This is a genomic window from Pseudomonas kuykendallii, from assembly GCF_900106975.1.
GTDB lineage: Bacteria > Pseudomonadota > Gammaproteobacteria > Pseudomonadales > Pseudomonadaceae > Pseudomonas_O > Pseudomonas_O kuykendallii.
This window is the reverse complement of the sequence record NZ_FNNU01000001.1, coordinates 861,376-879,416: the sequence shown is the minus strand read 5'-3', so window position 1 is coordinate 879,416 and position 18,041 is coordinate 861,376. Positions and strand designations below refer to the sequence as shown.

At 69.0% G+C, this 18,041-nt stretch carries 18 protein-coding genes; 14 read left to right on the top strand and 4 right to left on the bottom strand.

What is annotated here, in order from left to right:
- The first annotated feature begins 2 nt into the window (after nucleotides 1-2).
- The 6 genes from BLV15_RS03975 (at nucleotide 3) to BLV15_RS03950 (ending at nucleotide 6,161) form a co-directional block, all read left to right on the top strand.
- Entirely contained in the window at nucleotides 3-1,100 is a 1,098-nt protein-coding gene (locus tag BLV15_RS03975; protein ID WP_090224811.1) for an LLM class flavin-dependent oxidoreductase, read from the top strand.
- On the top strand, nucleotides 1,097-2,266 hold the full coding sequence (locus BLV15_RS03970; RefSeq protein WP_090224809.1) for an acyl-CoA dehydrogenase family protein: 1,170 nt from the start codon (nucleotides 1,097-1,099) through the stop codon (nucleotides 2,264-2,266). Before BLV15_RS03975 ends, BLV15_RS03970 begins: the two co-directional genes overlap by 4 nt.
- A 92-nt stretch (nucleotides 2,267-2,358) precedes the next feature.
- Entirely contained in the window at nucleotides 2,359-3,339 is a 981-nt protein-coding gene (locus tag BLV15_RS03965; RefSeq protein ID WP_090224807.1) for an ABC transporter substrate-binding protein, read from the top strand.
- Entirely contained in the window at nucleotides 3,336-4,406 is a 1,071-nt protein-coding gene (locus tag BLV15_RS03960) for an ABC transporter substrate-binding protein (RefSeq protein WP_090224805.1), read from the top strand. The genes BLV15_RS03965 and BLV15_RS03960 overlap by 4 nt, the downstream gene beginning before the upstream one ends.
- Nucleotides 4,387-5,376, top strand: a complete 990-nt coding sequence (locus BLV15_RS03955; RefSeq protein WP_090224803.1) for an ABC transporter permease — start codon at nucleotides 4,387-4,389, stop codon at nucleotides 5,374-5,376. Before BLV15_RS03960 ends, BLV15_RS03955 begins: the two co-directional genes overlap by 20 nt.
- Nucleotides 5,370-6,161 (top strand): ABC transporter ATP-binding protein, encoded by a 792-nt coding sequence (locus BLV15_RS03950; RefSeq protein WP_090224801.1) that lies wholly within the window; start codon nucleotides 5,370-5,372, stop codon nucleotides 6,159-6,161. The genes BLV15_RS03955 and BLV15_RS03950 overlap by 7 nt, the downstream gene beginning before the upstream one ends.
- A gap of 85 nt (nucleotides 6,162-6,246) precedes the next feature.
- On the opposite strand, the gene gloA is transcribed toward BLV15_RS03950, so the two are convergent.
- Together gloA and BLV15_RS03940 are read right to left on the bottom strand one after the other, a co-directional pair.
- Nucleotides 6,247-6,777, bottom strand: a complete 531-nt coding sequence (gene gloA / locus BLV15_RS03945; RefSeq protein ID WP_090224800.1) for a lactoylglutathione lyase — start codon at nucleotides 6,775-6,777, stop codon at nucleotides 6,247-6,249.
- Between the two features lie 127 nt (nucleotides 6,778-6,904).
- Nucleotides 6,905-7,240, bottom strand: a complete 336-nt coding sequence (locus BLV15_RS03940) for a ribbon-helix-helix domain-containing protein (RefSeq protein ID WP_090224798.1) — start codon at nucleotides 7,238-7,240, stop codon at nucleotides 6,905-6,907.
- Between the two features lie 245 nt (nucleotides 7,241-7,485).
- Here BLV15_RS03940 and BLV15_RS03935 point away from each other — a divergent pair, with 245 nt between their 5' ends.
- From BLV15_RS03935 to ssuD, 8 genes are all read left to right on the top strand, one after another.
- On the top strand, nucleotides 7,486-8,046 hold the full coding sequence (locus BLV15_RS03935; protein ID WP_090224796.1) for a twin-arginine translocation signal domain-containing protein: 561 nt from the start codon (nucleotides 7,486-7,488) through the stop codon (nucleotides 8,044-8,046).
- A 10-nt stretch (nucleotides 8,047-8,056) separates the two neighbouring features.
- A complete protein-coding gene (locus tag BLV15_RS03930) occupies nucleotides 8,057-9,625 on the top strand; it encodes a GMC family oxidoreductase (RefSeq protein ID WP_090224794.1) in 1,569 nt (522 codons plus the stop codon).
- Nucleotides 9,626-9,687: 62 nt separating this feature from the next.
- A complete protein-coding gene (gene gloB, locus BLV15_RS03925) occupies nucleotides 9,688-10,479 on the top strand; it encodes a hydroxyacylglutathione hydrolase (RefSeq protein ID WP_090224792.1) in 792 nt (263 codons plus the stop codon).
- A gap of 48 nt (nucleotides 10,480-10,527) precedes the next feature.
- A complete protein-coding gene (locus tag BLV15_RS03920; protein ID WP_090224790.1) occupies nucleotides 10,528-13,137 on the top strand; it encodes an intermembrane phospholipid transport YdbH family protein in 2,610 nt (869 codons plus the stop codon).
- Entirely contained in the window at nucleotides 13,137-13,328 is a 192-nt protein-coding gene (locus BLV15_RS03915) for a YnbE family lipoprotein (RefSeq protein ID WP_090224789.1), read from the top strand. The genes BLV15_RS03920 and BLV15_RS03915 overlap by 1 nt, the downstream gene beginning before the upstream one ends.
- Nucleotides 13,329-13,338: 10 nt before the next feature.
- Nucleotides 13,339-13,683, top strand: coding sequence for a YdbL family probable chaperone protein (locus BLV15_RS03910; protein WP_090224787.1), 345 nt, complete (start codon nucleotides 13,339-13,341; stop codon nucleotides 13,681-13,683).
- A 4-nt stretch (nucleotides 13,684-13,687) separates the two neighbouring features.
- Nucleotides 13,688-14,305, top strand: a complete 618-nt coding sequence (locus tag BLV15_RS03905; RefSeq protein ID WP_090224785.1) for a class I SAM-dependent methyltransferase — start codon at nucleotides 13,688-13,690, stop codon at nucleotides 14,303-14,305.
- A 221-nt stretch (nucleotides 14,306-14,526) separates the two neighbouring features.
- On the top strand, nucleotides 14,527-15,672 hold the full coding sequence (gene ssuD / locus BLV15_RS03900) for an FMNH2-dependent alkanesulfonate monooxygenase (RefSeq protein ID WP_090224784.1): 1,146 nt from the start codon (nucleotides 14,527-14,529) through the stop codon (nucleotides 15,670-15,672).
- Between the two features lie 146 nt (nucleotides 15,673-15,818).
- Here the strand turns inward: ssuD and BLV15_RS03895 are convergent, their stop codons facing one another.
- Together BLV15_RS03895 and BLV15_RS03890 are read right to left on the bottom strand one after the other, a co-directional pair.
- On the bottom strand, nucleotides 15,819-16,601 hold the full coding sequence (locus BLV15_RS03895) for a MetQ/NlpA family ABC transporter substrate-binding protein (RefSeq protein WP_090224782.1): 783 nt from the start codon (nucleotides 16,599-16,601) through the stop codon (nucleotides 15,819-15,821).
- Between the two features lie 222 nt (nucleotides 16,602-16,823).
- Nucleotides 16,824-18,041, bottom strand: a complete 1,218-nt coding sequence (locus tag BLV15_RS03890; protein ID WP_090224780.1) for a threonine synthase — start codon at nucleotides 18,039-18,041, stop codon at nucleotides 16,824-16,826.

Genomic DNA, 18,041 nt, shown 5'->3' with positions numbered 1-18,041 from the left:
GCATGAGCGTTCAGTTTCTCGGCATGATCGGCCACCGGCTGTCCTCGGAAATCATTCCCGCCGTCGGTCCGGTGTTCGACAAGCAGTACATCACCGCCGCCGCGCAGGCCCACGAGGCGGCCGGCTTCGACCGCCTGCTGGTCGGCTACTGGTCGGATCAGCCGGACGGTTTCCTGGTCACCGCGCTGGCCGGGCTGGCCACCTCGAAGGTCGGCCTGCTGCTCGCGCACCGCCCCGGTTTCGTCGCCCCGACCCTTGCCGCGCGCAAGCTGGCAACCCTCGAGCACCTGCTCGACGGCCGTCTGGCGGTGAACGTGATTTCCGGCGGCAGCGATGCCGAGCAGCGTCGCGACGGCGATTTCCTCAGCCACGACGAGCGCTATGCGCGCACCGACGAGTTCCTCGACGTGGTGCGCCGCGTCTGGCAAAGCGAGCGGCCCTTCGACCACCAGGGCACCTATTACCAGGCCGAGCAGGCGTTCTCGGCGATCAAGCCGCTGCAGAAACCGCACCTGCCGATCTTCTTCGGCGGCTCCTCGCCGGCGGCGCTGAAGGTCGCCGGCAAGCACGCCGACGTGTACATGCTCTGGGGCGAATCCCTGGACCAGGTGCGCGACACCATCGCCGCCGTGCGCAGGGAGGCCGGCAAGCATGGCCGTCGTGTGGAGTTCAGCGTGTCGTTCCGGCCGATCCTCGGCGCCACCGAAGAAGAAGCCTGGGCCAAGGCCGAACGGATTCGCGCGGCAACCCGCGAGCAGTTGATCCAGGGCGGCAACCCGTTTCCCAAGCCGAAGCCGCAGAGCACCGGCGCCCAACGCCTGCTGCAGGCGGTGGAAAAGGGCGATCGCCTGGACAAGCGGCTGTGGACCGGCGTGGCCGCGCTGGTCGGCGGCGGGCACAACTCCACCGCGCTGGTCGGCACCGCCGAGCAGGTCGCCGATGCGCTGCTCGACTACTACGACCTCGGCGTCACGCATTTCCTCGTGCGCGGTTTCGACCCGCTCAACGACGCCATCGAATACGGCCGCGAACTGCTGCCGCTGACCCGCGCCAAGGTCGCCGAACGCGACGCCCGCAACGACCGGGGAGCACGCGCGTGAGCCAGGCGCTACGCAAGGCCGAACCCGTCGCGCCGATAACGGACGCGCAGGCGCTGGACGCCCTTTGCGCGACACTCGCCGCCAGCGCCGCGCAGCTCGACCGCGATGCCGAGTTTCCCCACGCCAACCTGGCGCTGCTGCGCGGCGCCGGGCTGCTCGGCCTGGCCACGGCGCGACGTTTCGGCGGCGACGAGGCGGAGCGCAGCCGGCTGCGCGAGGTGATCGGCGAGGTGGCGCGAGGCGAGCCCTCCACCGCGCTGCTGCTGGCCATGCAGTACATCAACCTGCGCCGCCTGCAGCGCAATGCCACGTCGCCTCGGCCGCTGCTGGAGCGCGTGCTGCGCGAATCGGTGAGCGACGGCGCGCTGATCAACGCCTTTCGCGTCGAGCCGGAACTCGGCTCGCCGGCGCGCGGCGGCCTGCCGCAGACCCTCGCCCGGCGCCACCCGGACGGCTGGCGGCTGAGCGGGCACAAGCTCTACACGACCGGCATCGCAGGGCTGACCTGGCTGCTGGTGTGGGCGCGCAGCGACGATCCGCAGCCGCTGGTCGGCGGCTGGCTGGTGCACCGCGACACGCCGGGCATCCGCGTGATCGAGAGCTGGGACCACCTGGGCATGCGCGCCACCGGCAGCCACGAGGTGATCTTCGAGGATGTGCAGCTGCCGCCCGACAGCGCGGTCGACGTGCAGCCCTTCGCGCACCAGCCGGGTATCGACGACGCCGCTGTCGCCGCCTTCCAGGGCGACAACGCGATCCTCCTCGCCGCGCTCTACGACGGTGTCGCCCGCGCCGCCCGCGACGACCTGCTCGGCTGGCTGGCGCGGCGCGTGCCGGGCAGCCTCGGCGCGCCGCTGTCGAGCCTGCCGCGGGTGCAGGAAGCGGTCGGTCGCATCGATGCGCTGCTGCTGAGCAATCGCCTGCAACTACGCGGCTCGGACGATCCGGCGCTGAGCGTCGGCGAGCTGGGGCAGATCAAGGTGAATGTCATCGACAACGCCATCGACGCCGTGCGCCGCGGCCTGGAGCTGGCCGGCAACCACGCGCTGGAACACGCCAATCCGCTGCAACGGCACTACCGCAACCTGCTCTGCGGCCGCGTGCACACGCCGCAGCCGGACAGCGTCTGGCTGGCGGCCGGCAAGGCAGCCTTCGCCACCCTGTGAACCGCGCCGGCGAGCCGCCGGCACTTTCCCTCGAGACCGCACGCGCGGACCGACTCCCCTTTTCCTGGCCACGGCCAACCGGAGATCCGTCCATGCGTCATCCCCTACTCGCCACCGTCGGCCTGCTGCTGTCACTGACGGCCAGCGCCATCGCCCTCGCCGCCGAGGTTCCGACCCTGCGCATCGCCGACCAGAAGGGCAACATGCGCGCCCAGCTGGAAGCCGCCGACGCGCTGCGCGACCTGCCGTACCGCATCGAATGGGCGGAATTCCCCGCCGCCGCGCCGCTCGCCGAGGCGCTCAACGCCGGCGCGGTGGATGCCGGCATCATCGGCGACGCGCCGCTGCTGTTCGCCCTCGCCGCCGGTGCCCAGGTAAAGGCCATCGCGGTGGACAAATCCGACCCCTACGGCACGGCGATCATCGCCCGCCAGGGTTCGCCGCTGAAGGCCGCGCAGGATCTCAAGGGCAAGCGCATCGCCACCGGCAAGGGCTCCATCGGCCACTTCATCACCCTCAAGGCGCTGGCCTCGGCCGGGCTGACGGCGAAGGACGTCGAGCTGCGCTTCCTCACCCCGGCGGACGCCAAGATGGCCCTGGCCAACGGCTCGGTGGACGCCTGGGCGACCTGGGAACCCTACACCGCGCTGGCGGAAACCGCCGACCACGCCAAGGTGGTGGTGAACGGCCGCGGCCTCTGGGCCGGCAACAGCTACCTGGCCGCCACCGACGCGGCGCTGGCCGATCCGGCACGCCGCGCCGCCCTGCAGGATTACCTGCAGCGCCTGGCCGACGCACAGCGCTGGGCCTACCGCAACCTCGACAGCTACAGCGCCAGCCTGGCGCGGATCATCGGCTTCCCCGAGGACGCCGCGCGCCTGCAGTTCGAACGCCGCAAGCTGCACTGGCTGCCGCTGGACGCGGAGACCCTGGCACAACAGCAGGCCACCGCCGATTTCTACCACGCCAGCGGGCTGATCCCGGAACCGCTGGATGTCACCCCCACCTTTGACCGCAGCTTCACGCTGAACAGCCAGCAGGCCGCGCTCGAAACCGACAGGAACGTCAAATGAAACCGTTCGACAACAATCGCCTTTCCGCCCTATCCCGCCGCCGCCTGCTGGGCCTTGCCGGAACCGCCGGCGCCGCCGCCCTGCTCGGCCGCTTCACGCTGGCCGACGAGCACGTGCATGAGCATTCCCCCGCCAGCGCGACCGCGCCCGAACGCTCCTTCGTGCTGCCCGAGCGGCGCAAGCTGAAGCTGGCGATCAACCTCAACGCGGTGTGCCTGGCGCCGGTGGCGGTGGCCGAATCCCAGGGTTTCTTCAGCAAGCACAACCTCGACGTGGAGTTCGTCAACTTCGGCAACTCAACCGAAGTGCTGCTCGAAGCCATCGCCACCGGCAAGGCGGACGCCGGCGTCGGCATGGCGCTGCGCTGGCTGAAGGCGCTGGAGCAGGGCTTCGACGTCAAGCTCACCGCCGGCACCCACGGCGGCTGCCTGCGCCTGCTCACCGCGGCCAACGGCGGCGCCAGCAACCTGGAAGCGCTCAAGGGCAAGACCATCGGCGTCACCGACATGGCCAGCCCGGACAAGAACTTCTTCTCGATCATGCTCAAGCGCCACGGGGTGGACCCGGTACGCGACGTGGAATGGCGGCAATACCCGGCCGACCTGCTCGGCACCGCGCTGGACAAGGGCGAAGTGCAGGCGGTGAGCGGCAGCGACCCGTTCATGTACCGCCTGCTCAAGGGCGGCGATTTCGTCGAGCTGTCGACCAACCTGGCCGAGGAATACGGCCAGCTCAGCTGCTGCGTGGTCGGCGTCACCGGCACCCTGGCGCGCCAGGACAAGGCCGCCGCCGCGGCGCTGACCCAGGCGATCCTCGAAGCGCACAGCTGGGCCGCCGCGCACCCGGACGTGGTCGCCCAGGACTTCCTCAAGTACGCGGTGAACACCTCGCCCGAGGAAGTAAGCGCGATCCTCAAGGACCACACCCACGCGCATCACGCCAGCGGCCCGGCCTTCGTCAAGGAGATCGCCTACTACGCCCGCGACCTGAAGGACGTGGACGTGCTGCGGCCGAGCACCGACCCGCAAAAATTCGCGGAGAGCATCTATGTCGACGTCTTCTCTTGAGTGGAGCGCCGCCCGCGAACGCCCGGCACCCGCGCGGCTGTGGCGCACCGGGCTGCTCGCCGGCGCGGCCTGGGGCGGGCTGGGCCTGCTCACCGCGCGGCTGCCCAACGCGATCCGCGACTGGCCGCTGACCGCCGAGCTGGCGAGCCTGAGCTTCGTCGTCGCCGCCTTGCTGGCCGGCCTGGCGCTGGCCGGGCGCTGGGTGCCGGCACGCCTGCGCGCGGCCGGCCCCTGGCTGGTGGCGCTGGCGCTGCTGCTCGGCGCCTGGCAACTGTTCACCGCCAAGCTCGGCTGGTTGCCGGTGCCGTTCTTCGCGCCGCCGCAGGCGTTGCTGGAGGTCTACCTGGAGGATTGGGCGCGCCTGGGCGAAAGCCTGCTGCATTCGCTGGCGCTGCTCGGCAGCGGCGTGGCATTCGGCGCGGGCTGCGGCTTTCTCGCCGGCGTCTCGATCGGCTGGTCGCGACGCATCGGCTACTGGCTGCATCCGGTGTTGCGCCTGCTCGGCCCGGTGCCTTCCACCGCGCTGCTGCCGCTGTGCTTCTTCCTGTTCCCGTCGAGCTGGAGCGCCAGCGTGTTCCTCATCGCCCTGGCGACCTGGTTCCCGGTCACGGTGCTGACCTGGTCCGGCGTGGCCAGCGTCGAGCGCGGCTACTACGACGTGGCGCGCACCCTCGGCGCCAGCCCGTGGTTCCTGATCCGCCGGGTGGCGATTCCCGCCGCGCTGCCGCATGTCTTCGTCGGCCTGTTCATGGGCCTGGGCGCCTCCTTCTCGGTGCTGGTGGTGGCGGAGATGATGGGCGTGAAGGCCGGCCTCGGCTGGTACCTGCAATGGGCGCAGGGCTGGGCCGCCTACGCCAACATGTACGCCGCCCTGCTGCTCATGGCGCTGGTCTGCTCCGGGCTGATCAGCGCGCTGTTCCTGATCCGCGACCGCGCCCTGAGCTGGCAGCAAGGAGCGATGAAATGGTAGCCACCGCGCGTTCCCCGATCCCCACCGAGCGCGGCCTGCGCCTGGACATCCGTGGCCTGGCGCACGCCTTCGAACTCAAGGGCGAGCGCCTGCCGGTATTGCAGCGCCTGGACCTGAGCGTGGCGCCGGGGGAGATGGTCGCCCTGCTCGGCCCGTCCGGTTGCGGCAAGTCGACCCTGCTGCGCCTGGTCGCCGGGCTGGAGCCGCTGCAGCACGGCGAGCTGCTGGCCGATGGCGCGCCGATCGCCGGGCCCGATCCGTCGCGCGTGGTGGTGTTCCAGGACCCGACGCTCTACCCGTGGCGCACGGTGTGGGACAACGTCGCCCTCGGCCTGCAGGCGCGCGGCCTGCTCAGGCAGCAACGCGGACGGGTCGACGAGGCGCTGGCCAAGGTCGGCCTCGGCGAGTTCGCCCAGGCCTATCCGCGGCAGCTTTCCGGCGGCATGGCGCAGCGCGTGGCGCTGGCCCGCGCGCTGGTCAACGACCCGCGCCTGCTGATCCTCGACGAGCCGCTGGGCAAGCTCGACTCGCTGACCCGCATCGCCATGCAGGGCGAGCTGATCCGCCTCTGGCAGCAGCAAGGCTACAGCGGCCTGCTGGTGACCCACGATGTCGAGGAGGCGTTGCTGCTGGCCGACCGCGTGCTGGTGTTCAGCGACCGGCCGGCGCGGGTGCTGGCGGAGTTGCAGGTGGCACGCGACTACCCGCGCCACCGCGACGACCCGCACCTGGTCGAGCTACGACGCCAGGCGCTGGAGCTGCTCGGCTTGGGCAAGGACTGGTAGCCCGTGCATCGGTGCGCGCGGCGCACCCTACGAAAGCACGCACCGGTCCTCGTAGGGTGCGCCATGCGCACCGTGACCGGTTCGATCAGCGGCCGAGTTCGGTGTTGAGGTCCGGCTGCACCAGTTCGATCCAGTAGTTGTCCGGGTCGCTGATGAACGCCACGTCCTTCATCTTGCCGGTGTCCAGGCGCTTGACGAAGTTCACGCCCAGCTCCTCGAAGCGCGCGCAGGCGGCGCGGATGTCGGGCACCGCGAAGCAGATGTGGCCGAAGCCGCGCGGCTCGCTGTTGCCGTTGTGGTAGGCGGAGTCGTCGTTCTCGGTGCCCCAGTTGTGGGTCAGCTCCAGCACGCTCTGCCGGCCGAAGGTGTAGCGCTGCCGCTCGCCAACCTCTTCGGGCACCGTCTCGCCCTTGGTCATCGCCAGGAAATACAGCGAGAACTGGCCTTCCTCGAAGTCCAGCCGACGCAGCAGGCGCATGCCCATGACGCGGGTGTAGAAGTCCAGCGAACGCTCCGGGTCCTTGACCCGCAGCATGCTGTGGTTGAACACGTAGTCCTGGGTGGCCGCATCCGGGGTCGCGCAGACGCCGGCCTGGGTTTCGGTGGTGAACGCCATGGTTTGACTCTCGCTGGAAAAAACACCGCGCCAGTGTAGAAATCCGCTCCCGCCCGGGGGTAGCAACCGGGTACTACGATGCGACATCCGCCGCGAAGCACCGGCCAGGCCGCCGGCGCCCGGCTACTCAGGCGCTGCGGCGCACGCCGCTCACGGCGCGGTTCGGGGCGAGGGCGATCAGCTGCGCCGGGGCGGCGGACTCGCGGCCGTTGGCGAGGAATACGGTGCAGATCACCCGCAGCAGCGACGCCAGGTTGTTCACCTCGCCGCGACGCAGGATGACTTCCTCGTAGACCTGGTTGATGAATTGCGGCACGCCGTAGCCTTCGCCGGCGGCGATTTCCTCGAGGATCGACCAGAACTCGTTTTCCAGACGAACGCTGGTGACCACGCCCTGGATGCGCACCGAGCGGGTCTGGCATTCGTAGAGGCTGGGATCGGTCGACACGTAGATATTGCACATGGTGGCTGTACTCCGGTTTCACGACCTTTTCTTCGCCGGGCGCGCCGGCAAGGCCTGTTGTTCGTCGCGGTCAGGCGACCGCTCGCGTCTCGACCATAACCCCTCGGGTAAATATCCGCCAGTTTGCCCGACTGTAGTAATTCGCTATTACCAGCCGCCGTAACGAACTGCCCTAGGATGATCTCCACGGCAGGAAGGCGCCCTCGCGACCTTCCCCTGACAAAAACAAGAAGAAGGAGAATCCGATGAGCGATCTCGCACTGAGTCGCCGCCGCTTCCTGCAGGGGAGTGGCGGTCTGTTGATGGGAACCCTGCTGTTCAGCTCCGGACCCATCGCCCTGCTCGCCCCCAGCCAGAGCTGGGCGCTGGAGCTGACCACCCTCGACAGCGCCACCGGCCAGCGCCTGCTCGCCATGCTGCGGCGCATCTACCCCCACGACGACATGGAAGACGCGGTCTACGCGCTGACGGTGAAGGACATCGACAGCAAGGCCTCCGCCGATCCGGGCCTCGCCGAGCTGCTGAAGAAGGGCGTCGCCGACCTCGATGCGCGCGCCGGCGGCGACTGGACGCGTCTCGACGAGGCACGCCAGGTGGCGATCCTCGAAGCCATCCAGGACCAGCCGTTCTTCACCCAGGTGCGCGCCATCGCGGTGAACTCCCTCTACAGCAACGAGCTGGCCTACCACCACTTCGGCTACGAGGGCGCCTCTTTCCCCAAGGGCGGCTACCTGCACCGCGGTTTCAACGACCTGTCCTGGCTGCCCAACCCGCCGGCCGACGCCAGCCCCGCTCCCTACGGTTGAGGAACCCGATATGACGACCTATCAGCATGACGACGATTCGGTGGTGGTGATCATCGGCTCCGGTGCCGGCGGCGGCACCCTGGCCAACGAACTCTGCCAGAAGGGCATTCCGGTGGTGCTGCTGGAAGCCGGCGCGCGGCAGAACCAGGGCACCTTCGTCAACGACGAATGGCCCTCCTTCAACCAGCTGGCCTGGAGCGACACCCGCACCACCTCCGGCAGCTGGCGCATCGCCAGGGACTTCCCCAACCTGCCGGCGTGGATCTGCAAGACCGTCGGCGGCACCACCACGCACTGGGCCGGGGCCAGCCTGCGCCTCCAGGAACACGAATTCCGTGCCCGCGAGACCTATGGCGAACTCAAGGACGCCCAGCTGCTGGACTGGCCGCTAACCCTCGCGGAACTCGAGCCCTACTACGCCCGCGCCGAGGACAAGATGGGCGTGACCCGCACCAACGATATCCCCGGCCTGCCCGGCAACAACAACTTCAAGGTGATGTACGCCGGCGCGCAGAAGCTTGGCTACCAGCACTGCTCCACCGGGCGCATGGCGATCAACAGCCAGCCGCGCGCCGGCCGCGCCTCCTGCCAGCAACTGGGCTTCTGCTTCCAGGGCTGCAAGATGGGTGCGAAATGGTCGACCCTGTACACCGAGATCCCCGCCGCCGAAGCCACCGGCAGGCTCGAACTGCGCGCCGAATCCCAGGTGATCCGCATCGAGCACGACGCCCGGGGCCGCGCCAGCGCGGTGGTCTACGCCGACGCCAAGGGCCAGTTGCAGCGGCAGAAGGCGCGCGTGGTAGCGGTGGCCGGCAACGCCATCGAGACGCCGCGCATCCTGCTCAACTCGGCCTCGACGCTGTTCCCCCACGGCCTCGGCAACGGCGCCGGGATGGTCGGCAAGCACTACATGCGCCACACCACCGGGTCGGTGTTCGCCGAGTTCGACGAAGAGGTGCACTTCTACCGCGGTACCATCATGGCCGGCATCATCAGCGACGAGAACCGCCACGACACCTCGCGCGGCTTCGCCGGCGGCTATGAGATGGAAACCATCTCCCTCGGCCTGCCGTTCATGGCGGCGTTCTTCAACCCCGGCGCCTGGGGCCGCGACTTCACCGGCGTGATGGACCGCTACACGCACCTCGCCGGGATGTGGCTGGTGGGCGAGGACATGCCGCGCGAGAGCAACCGCGTCACCCTCAACGACGGCGTCAAGGACGCCTTCGGCATGCCGGTGGCCAACGTCCACTACGACGACCACCCGAACGACCTGGCCATGCGCGAGCACGCGTTCAAACAGGGCGAGGCGCTGTACCAGGCGGTCGGCGCGAAGAAGGTTCACCGCGTGCCGCCGTACCCGTCGACGCACAACCTCGGCACCTGCCGGATGAGCGCCAAGGCCGACGACGGCGTGGTCAACAAGCACGGGCAGAGCCACGAGGTACCGAACCTGTTCATCTCCGACGGCAGCCAGTTCACCACCAGCGCGGCGGAGAACCCGACGCTGACCATCGTCAGCCTGGCGATCCGCCAGGCCGACTACATCGCCGAGTCGCTGAAGACCAATGCTGCCTGAACCGTCCCGCAGCGGCGCCCGCGCGCCGCTGCGGGACGCCACTCACCGACCGGAGAACCGCCATGCTCAGCATCCAGGCCCTGCGCGCCTTCGCCGACAACTACATCTGGCTGCTCCAGGACGTTGCCCAGCGGCGTTGCGCGGTGGTCGATCCGGGTGACGCCGAGCCGGTGCAGGACTGGCTGCAACGCAATCCGGGCTGGCAGCTCGCCGACATCCTGGTCACCCATCATCACGACGACCACACCGGCGGCATCGCGGCGCTCAAGCGCAGCACCGGCTGCCGGGTGATCGGCCCGGCCGGCGGGCGCATCCCCGCGCTCGACCTGACGCTGCACGACGGCGACCTCTGCGCGGCGCTCGGCCAGCGCATCGAGGTGATCGGCGTACCCGGCCATACCCTCGACCACATCGCCTACTTCCTGCCGGGCACGGCAGGCGCGCGGCCCTGGCTGTTCAGCGGCGACACCCTGTTCGCCGGCGGCTGCGGGCGGTTGTTCGAGGGCAGCGCGCAACAGATGCACGACTCCCTCACCCGTCTCGCCGCGCTGCCGGCCGAGACCGAGGTGTTCTGCGCCCACGAGTACACCCTGGCCAACCTGCGCTTCGCCTGCGCGGTGGAACCGGACAACCGTGAACTGCGCCAGCGGCTGGAACAGACCGAGGCGATCCGCGCCCACGACGGCATCAGCCTGCCGTCCAACCTCGCCTGCGAACGCGCCACCAACCCGTTCCTGCGCACCGGCGAGGCCAGGGTGCGCGAGGCCGCGGCACGTTTCAGCCGCTGCCAGCAGGCCGATCCGGTGGCGGTGTTCGCCGCCCTGCGCGAATGGAAGAACGGCTTTCCGGGTTGATCTCGCGAGGCGCGCACGCCACCCTGAACGCCCACGCACCACCGCCCGGTGACTCCGCTGACCGCTTCCGCCCTGCCCCCGAAACGCCGCTCGCGCCGACGCATCGCCGCCTGGTCCGCGTTGCTGGCGCTCCTGCTGCTGGCCCTGCTCAGCCTCGTCTGGGCGCGGCTGCTGCACGGCCAGGGCATCGAGCGCCTCGACCTGAACGGGCTGCGCATCGGCGCCGACGGCGTGCAGGCGCAGCGCCTGTCGCTACAGCGGCGCGGCGCTGACGGCGCGCGGCTGTACCTGGTCGTCGACGACCTGCTGCTGGATTGGCGCGACGGCGGACGCCTGCGCATCGGCCAGTTGAACATCGACCTCGACACGCCCGCGCAGGCCGACGCCGGGGAGGCCGCGGCGTTCGACCTGGCGGCGCTGCCCGAGCTGCCGGCATGGCTGCCGCGGCGCTTCGACATCCAGCGCATCGACGCCAACCTGCCCTGCGCCGCCGGGCGTTGCGCCCTGCTGGGTTCGCTGAGCCTGCGCCACGCCGGTGCCGCGGTGTTCCCGGCCAGCCTCGAGGCGAACCTCGAACGCGACGGCCGCCAGGTGCAGCTGCTCGGCCTGCTCGAAGGCGATCGCCAGGCGCCGCGGCTGTCGCTGGGGCTGGCGATCGACGAACAGCCGCGCGCCAGCCTGCGTGTCGCCCTCGCGCCGAGCGCCGACGGCCAGTCGCTCAGCGGCCAGCTGTCGGTGCCCAACCTGCAGGAGGCGCCCTGGCTGGTGGAATGGCTCGGCGAATGGATGCTGCTCGGCGAACGCCAGGTGCCGCTGGCGCCGGAGGCCATGCAACTGGCCGCCGACTGGCAGTTGCAGCTGCCCGCCGGCGCGCTGCGAGCCAGCGACCTCGGCGTCGCCAGCGGCAGCGCGCGGGTCGAAGCGCACCTGCCGCAGCCCTGGCCGCTGCCGGACGTCGGCCAGGTCCAGGGCGACCTGCAACTGGGCGCCACGGCGGATCGCGGCCACTGGCTGCCCGGCGAAGTGCGCGCCAGCCTGCACCTGGACAATCTCGCCGGCAGTTGGCGCGACGCGCTGCCCGCCGGCCTGCGCGCCGACAGCCTGGACCTGCGCATCGTCCCGGCCGAAGGCCCGCGCAGCGACGGCCTGCTGCCCTTCGATCTGCGACTGGCCAGCCAGGGCGCGCTCGCCGCCACCCTCGAAGCCAGGCTCGCCAGCGCCACGCAGCCGCCCTGGGTTCTGCAGATCGACAGCGCGCGCCTGCGCGGCCAGAGCACCGGGCTCGCGCTGGACGGCCTGCGCCTGAGCCGGCCGGGCCTCGACCTGGCCTTCAGCGGGCAGGTCGATCAACGGCAGGCGCGGCTGCTGCTGGGCAACCCCGCGCAGGTGCACAGCGAACGCGTCGACCTGCTCGACGCCGGCCAGTCGACCCTGGAACTGCACGCGCTCGACGCCAAGCTGGCCGGCGTGACGCTGGACGCCGGCTATTCCGATGCCGGCCTGGAAACCTTCCGCACCCAAGGTCCCGCACGTCTGCAAACGACCCAGCTGCGCCAGGCCAGCCTGCGGCCACAGGGCTGGAGCTGGCAGGGCAAATTCGACAGCGACCTCGCCGCGCTGAAGGCGGACGGCGCGCTGGGCAACGACGCCGGTTTGCCCGCACAGGTGCAGCTCGACTACGCCTACGGCGGCGCGCTGCACCTGAAGGCGCAGGTGCAGGAACTGTTCATGCGCGCCGGCAACCCGCTGGCGAAGACCCTGGCGGACTGGCCGGCGCTGCTGGAACTGGGCGACGGCCGGCTGCGCGCCCATGCGCAACTCGACCTGCGCGACGGCGTGCCCGAACTGGACCTGGGGCTGAACGCGCAGAACCTCGGCGGCATCTACGACCGCGTGGAGCTGTCCGGGCTCAGCGGCGATGCGCGCGTCACCCTGAACGACAAGGCCCTGCAACTGGAACTGCCCGACCTGCGCCTGGGCGAACTCAATCCGGGCCTGGCGATCGGCCCGCTGCGTTTTGCCGGACGTTACCGCACCAGCCTGCAACGGCCCGCCGCCGGGCGGCTCGACTGGCAGCGCGCGGAAACCGCGCTGCTCGGTGGCCGGCTGTGGCTGGAGTCCGGCAATGGCGACCTGGCGGCGGCCGGTCTCGATCTGCCGCTGCAGCTGCGGGGACTGCAACTGGCGGAACTGTTCCGCGCCTATCCGGCCGAAGGCTTGAGTGGCGACGGCGTGCTCGACGGGCGCCTGCCGCTGCACTGGAACGGCCAGGCGCTGCGCATCGACCAGGGTGAAGTCGCGGCTCGGCCGCCGGGCGGCATGCTGCGCTTCCATTCGCCGAAGATCATCGCCCTGGCCCAGGCCAACCCGGCGATGAAGCTGGTGGCCGACGCGCTGGAGGATTTTCGCTACGAGCTGCTCAGCAGCGCGGTCAGTTACGATGAGGCCGGCAAGCTGATGCTCAACCTGCGCCTGAACGGGCGCAATCCGGACCTGGAACGCGGCCGGCCGTTCAACTTCAACATCAACCTGGAAGAAGACATTCCGGCCCTGCTGACCAGCCTGCAACTGAGCGGCCGGGTCAGCGAAACCATCCAGCGACGGGTGCAGGAGCGTTTGCAGCGCCCGGCCGCGTCGCCCACCGAGGAGAAACCCTGATGGTTCAGCGCTACATCCTCGCCGTCGCCCTGCTGCTGTTGTCCGGCGTCGGTTGTACCCCCACCGTGCAACTGGCGGTGCCCAACGAGCCGATCAACATCAACCTCAACGTGAAGATCGAGCACGAGATCTACATCAAGGTCGACAAGGCGCTGGACAACGTCCTCGACGAATCCAGCGGCCTTTTCTAGGAGACTTGCCATGCGCCTTCGCCATACCTTCGCAGCCAGCCTGCTGGCCCTCTGCCTGGCCACTCCGACCTTCGCCCTCAGCCTCAACGAGGCGATGTCCGCGCTCGGCGCCGCCAAGGCCGCCGGCCAGCTCGGCGAGCAACCCGACGGTTACCTCGGCGTGGTCAAGCCCGGCGGCCAGGCCGAGGACATCGCCGCGCAGATCAACCAGGCGCGCCGCGCCGAGTACCAGCGCCTGGCCAAGCAGAACGGCATCGCCCTGGGCGACGTCGAGGCCATCGCCGGCAAGAAGGCGCTGGACAAGACCCCGAGCGGGCAATACATCCAGCTCAATGGCAAATGGATGAAGAAGTAAGCCGATGGACGCCGACGACAAGGACGCGATCAGCCGCCTGACCCTCGCCCACTACGCGCGCAACGCGGAAGGCTTTCGCGAGGGTACCCGCGATCACGACGTCAGCCAGAACATCGCCGCGCTGCTGCGCCACATCCGGGCCGAGGCGCCCTTCGCGCTGCTCGACTTCGGCTGCGGGCCGGGCCGCGACCTGCGCACCTTCAAGGCCCTCGGCCACGCGCCGGTCGGCCTCGACGGCACCGCGCGCTTCGTCGAGATGGCCCGCGCCGACAGCGGCTGCGAGGTCTGGCAACAGGATTTCCTCGCCCTCGACCTGCCGCCGGAACGCTTCGACGGCGTGTTCGCCAACGCCTCGCTGTTCCACGTACCGCGCGCCGACCTACCGCGCGTGCTGCGCCAGCTGCACGCCACGCTCAAGCCCGGCGGCGTACTGTTCGCCTCCAACCCGCGCGGCGACAACCGCGAAGGCTGGAGCGGCGAACGCTATGGCGCCTGGCACGACTGGGCGCGCTGGCGCGACTACCTCACCGCCGCCGGCTTCACCGAGCTGGAACACTACTACCGGCCCGAAGGCTTGCCGCGCGACCAGCAACCCTGGCTGGCGAGTGTGTGGCGGCGCTGACGTAGAACACTTCCGGCGCAGCGGTTAATTACCTCGATGCCATTGAAAAAGTTATCAGCTTATAGGCCTAAGTGAGCGCTTATTACCTATTGAATTCGCCTCCGCCAAAACGATCTTGATAAAGGCGAACCTGCCAGATTCCACTTGATACATATCAACTTTCAATGCGCCGCCCAATTGAAAGAATGGCTCCCCGTATAATCAAACCCTAGGGAGTTAATATGAGTCTCAATGTTTTCTGGTTCCTGCCAACGCACGGCGACGGCCGCTACCTGGGCAGTGCCAATCAGGCACGCGCCGTGGATCAGGCCTACCTGCAACAGATCGCCCAGGCGGCGGAAAAGCTCGGCTACGGCGGCGTCCTGATTCCCACCGGGCGTTCCTGCGAGGACTCGTGGATCGTGGCTTCCAGCCTGGTTCCGGTGACCCGCACGCTGAAATTCCTGGTCGCCCTGCGCCCGGCGACCTTCTCGGTGACCGCCAACGTGCGCATGGCCGCGACGCTGGATCGGCTGTCCGGCGGACGCCTGCTGGTCAACGTGGTGGCCGGCGGCGACTCGTCCGACCTGGAAGCCGACGGCAACTTTCTCGGGCATGACGAACGTTATGACCACGCCGACGAATTCCTCAGCGTGTGGAAGAAACTCTTCGCCGGTGAAACGGTGGACTTCGACGGTGAACATATTCAGGTAAAAGGCGCACGGCAGATATTCCCCGCCTTGCAGCAACCGCATCCGCCGTTGTTCTTCGGGGGTTCTTCGCCGGCCGCCCATCAAGTGGCCGCCGAACATGTGGACTTATATATCTCCTGGGGTGAAACACCCGAAGAAGTGGCGAAGAAGTTCGCCGACATCCGTCGCCGCGCCGCCGCCCTCGGCCGCACCGTGCGTTTCGGCGTGCGCCTGCACGTGATCGTCCGCGAGACCGAGCAGGAAGCCTGGCAGGCCGCCGATCGCCTGATCAGCCACCTCGACGACGACACCATCGCCCGCGCCCAGGCCTCGCTGGCGCGGATGGATTCCCACGGCCAGCAGCGCATGCAGGAACTGAACAACGGCAAGCGCGGCGACCTGGTCGTCAGCCCCAACCTCTGGGCCGGCGTCGGCCTGGTGCGCGGCGGCGCCGGCACCGCGCTGGTAGGCAGCCCGCAGCAGGTCGCCGACCGCCTGCTGGAATACGCCGAGCTGGGCGCCGACACCTTCGTGCTCTCCGGCTACCCGCATCTGGAAGAGGCCTACCGTTTCGCCGAGCTGGTGTTCCCGCTGCTGCCGCTGCCGCTCCAGGAAAAACTCGGCGCCAACCTGATCAGCCCCTTCGGCGAAGCCATCGCCAACGACCAGTTGCCGCTGCGCGCCGCGCAGAGCTGAGTCGCCAACCTTCGCCCGGCGCACGCCGGGCGAACGACACTCACGTTTTCCCAGGCAAAAAAAAACGCCGACACATTCCGCTGTCGGCGTTGGAAAAGAGGCGCGGGCGGACCCGCACACTCGTGGCTAGCAGCCAGGGGAAGAGATCAGAACGCCGGAATCACCGCGCCTTCATACTTCTTCTCGATGAAGGCTTTGACCTCGGGGCTGTTCAGCGCCTTGGCCAGCTTCTGGATCGCAGCGCTGTCCTTGTTGTCCGGACGGGCGACCAGGTAGTTCACGTAGGGCGAGCTCTTGTCTTCGATCAGCAGCGCGTCCTTGCTCGGGTTGAGACCGGCTTCGAGGGCGTAGTTGGTGTTGATCAGCGCCAGGTCGACCTGGTCCAGCACGCGCGGCAGCAGGGCCGACTCCAGTTCCTTGAACTTGAAGTGCTTGGGGTTCTCGGCGATGTCCTTCGGCGTGGCCAGGGCGTTGCTGGGGTCCTTGAGTTTCAGCTCGCCGTTCTTCTGCAGCAGCAGCAGGGCGCGGCCGCTGTTGCTGCCTTCGTTGGGGATGGCGATGGTGGCGCCGTCCGGCAGCTCGGCGAGGCTCTTGTACTTCTTCGAGTAGCCGCCGAAAGGCTCGACGTGCACACCCTCGACGATCACCAGGTGAGTCCCCTTGCCGGCGTTGAAGTTGTCCAGGTAGGGCTTGGTCTGGAAGTAGTTGGCGTCGAGGCGTTTCTCTTCCACCTGCACATTCGGCTGCACGTAATCGGTGAAGACCTTGACCTCGAGGTCGACGCCTTCCTTGGCCAACTGGGGTTTCACCAGTTCGAGAATTTCCGCGTGGGGAATCGGCGTGGCGGCGACGGTGAGTTTTTCCAGGGCGTGGGCGAATTGGGTGGTCAGGGCAGCGGCAAGTGCCGTCACAAGCAGGGTCTTTTTCATTCGGGTCGCTCTTCCATTGGGCGTTGTCGCGGCGCTGGATCTCAGCGCGCGCGAAAGACGGATTCCCGGCCGGATACGGCTGGGTGTGGCGAGACTAGCCGGATTCTTTATTCCATTAAAATATTGTTTTTTTATTTTGTTATTCCAATACGCATTGATAAAGTCGCGAAATGAAAGAGCCCCGGCGCCTGCGCGAAGGGGCTTTGATCCACGAGAGCGGCATCAACGTGGCAGGCGATCGTCCGGCTGCAGCAGCGGCACCTCGACGCTGAGGGTGTCGGGGTACTTGATCCCGGCGCCGGTGTTCAGCGCCACCACGCGCTCGCCGGCCCTGATCCAGCCGGCCTCGCGCAGCTGGCGGGCGGCGGCGAACAGCGCGGCGCCTTCCGGGCAGATGAACGCGCCCTCGGTTTGCGCGACGCGGCGCTGCTCGGCAAGCAGGTCGGCGTCGTCCACCGCGATGGCGTAGCCGTCGGTCTCGTACAGCGCTTCGAGGACGAGGAAGTCGCCCAGCGCCTTGGGCACGTTGATGCCGAACGCCACGGTGCTGGACGCGGCCCAGAACTCCGAGGCCGCCGCGCGTGCTTCCCAGGCGCGGACGATCGGCGCGCACCCGCTGGCCTGCACCGCGACCAGGCGCGGCAGCGGCTGGTCGGCGGAAATCCAGCCCAGCTCGCGCAACTCCTTGAACGCCTTGTGCACGCCGATCAGGCCGACGCCACCGCCGGTGGGGTAGAGAATCACCTCGGGCAAGCGCCAGCCGAACTGCTCGGCGATCTCCAGGCCCATGGTCTTCTTGCCCTCGATGCGGTACGGCTCCTTGAGCGTCGAGGCGTCGTACAGCCCGCCTTCCGCCACCGCCTGGGCGACCTGGCGGCCGGCATCGGAGATCAGCCCGTCGACGAGGAACAGCTGCGCCCCGGAGGCGGCGGTTTCGTTGCGGGTGATCAACGGCGCGTCCTGCGGCATGACGATGGTGGCCTGGATGCCGGCGCGCGCGGCGTACAGCGACCAGGCCGCACCGGCGTTGCCGTTGGTCGGCATGGCCAGCGCGCGCACGCCGAGCTCCTTCGCTTTGGACACGCCGACCGCGGCGCCGCGTGCCTTGAACGAGCCGCTGGGGATGATCCCCTCGTCCTTCATCCAGAGGTCGTCGATGCCCAGCTCGGCGCCCATCCGCGGCAAGCGCAGCAAGGGCGTGAAGCCTTCGCCGAGGCTGACCCGGTTGGCTTCGTCGAGCACCGGCAGCAGTTCGTGGTAGCGCCACAGGCTGGCTTCGCGGCCGATCAGGTCGCTCGGCTTGAGCGCCCGTTTCAGGGCGTCGAGGTCATAGGCCACCAGCAGCGGCGCGCCGACGCGGCTGAGTTGCTGGATGCGGTCGGCCGGGTAGCGCTCGCCGGTCTTCGGGCAGTAGAGGTGCGACAGGTAACTGTAGGGCAT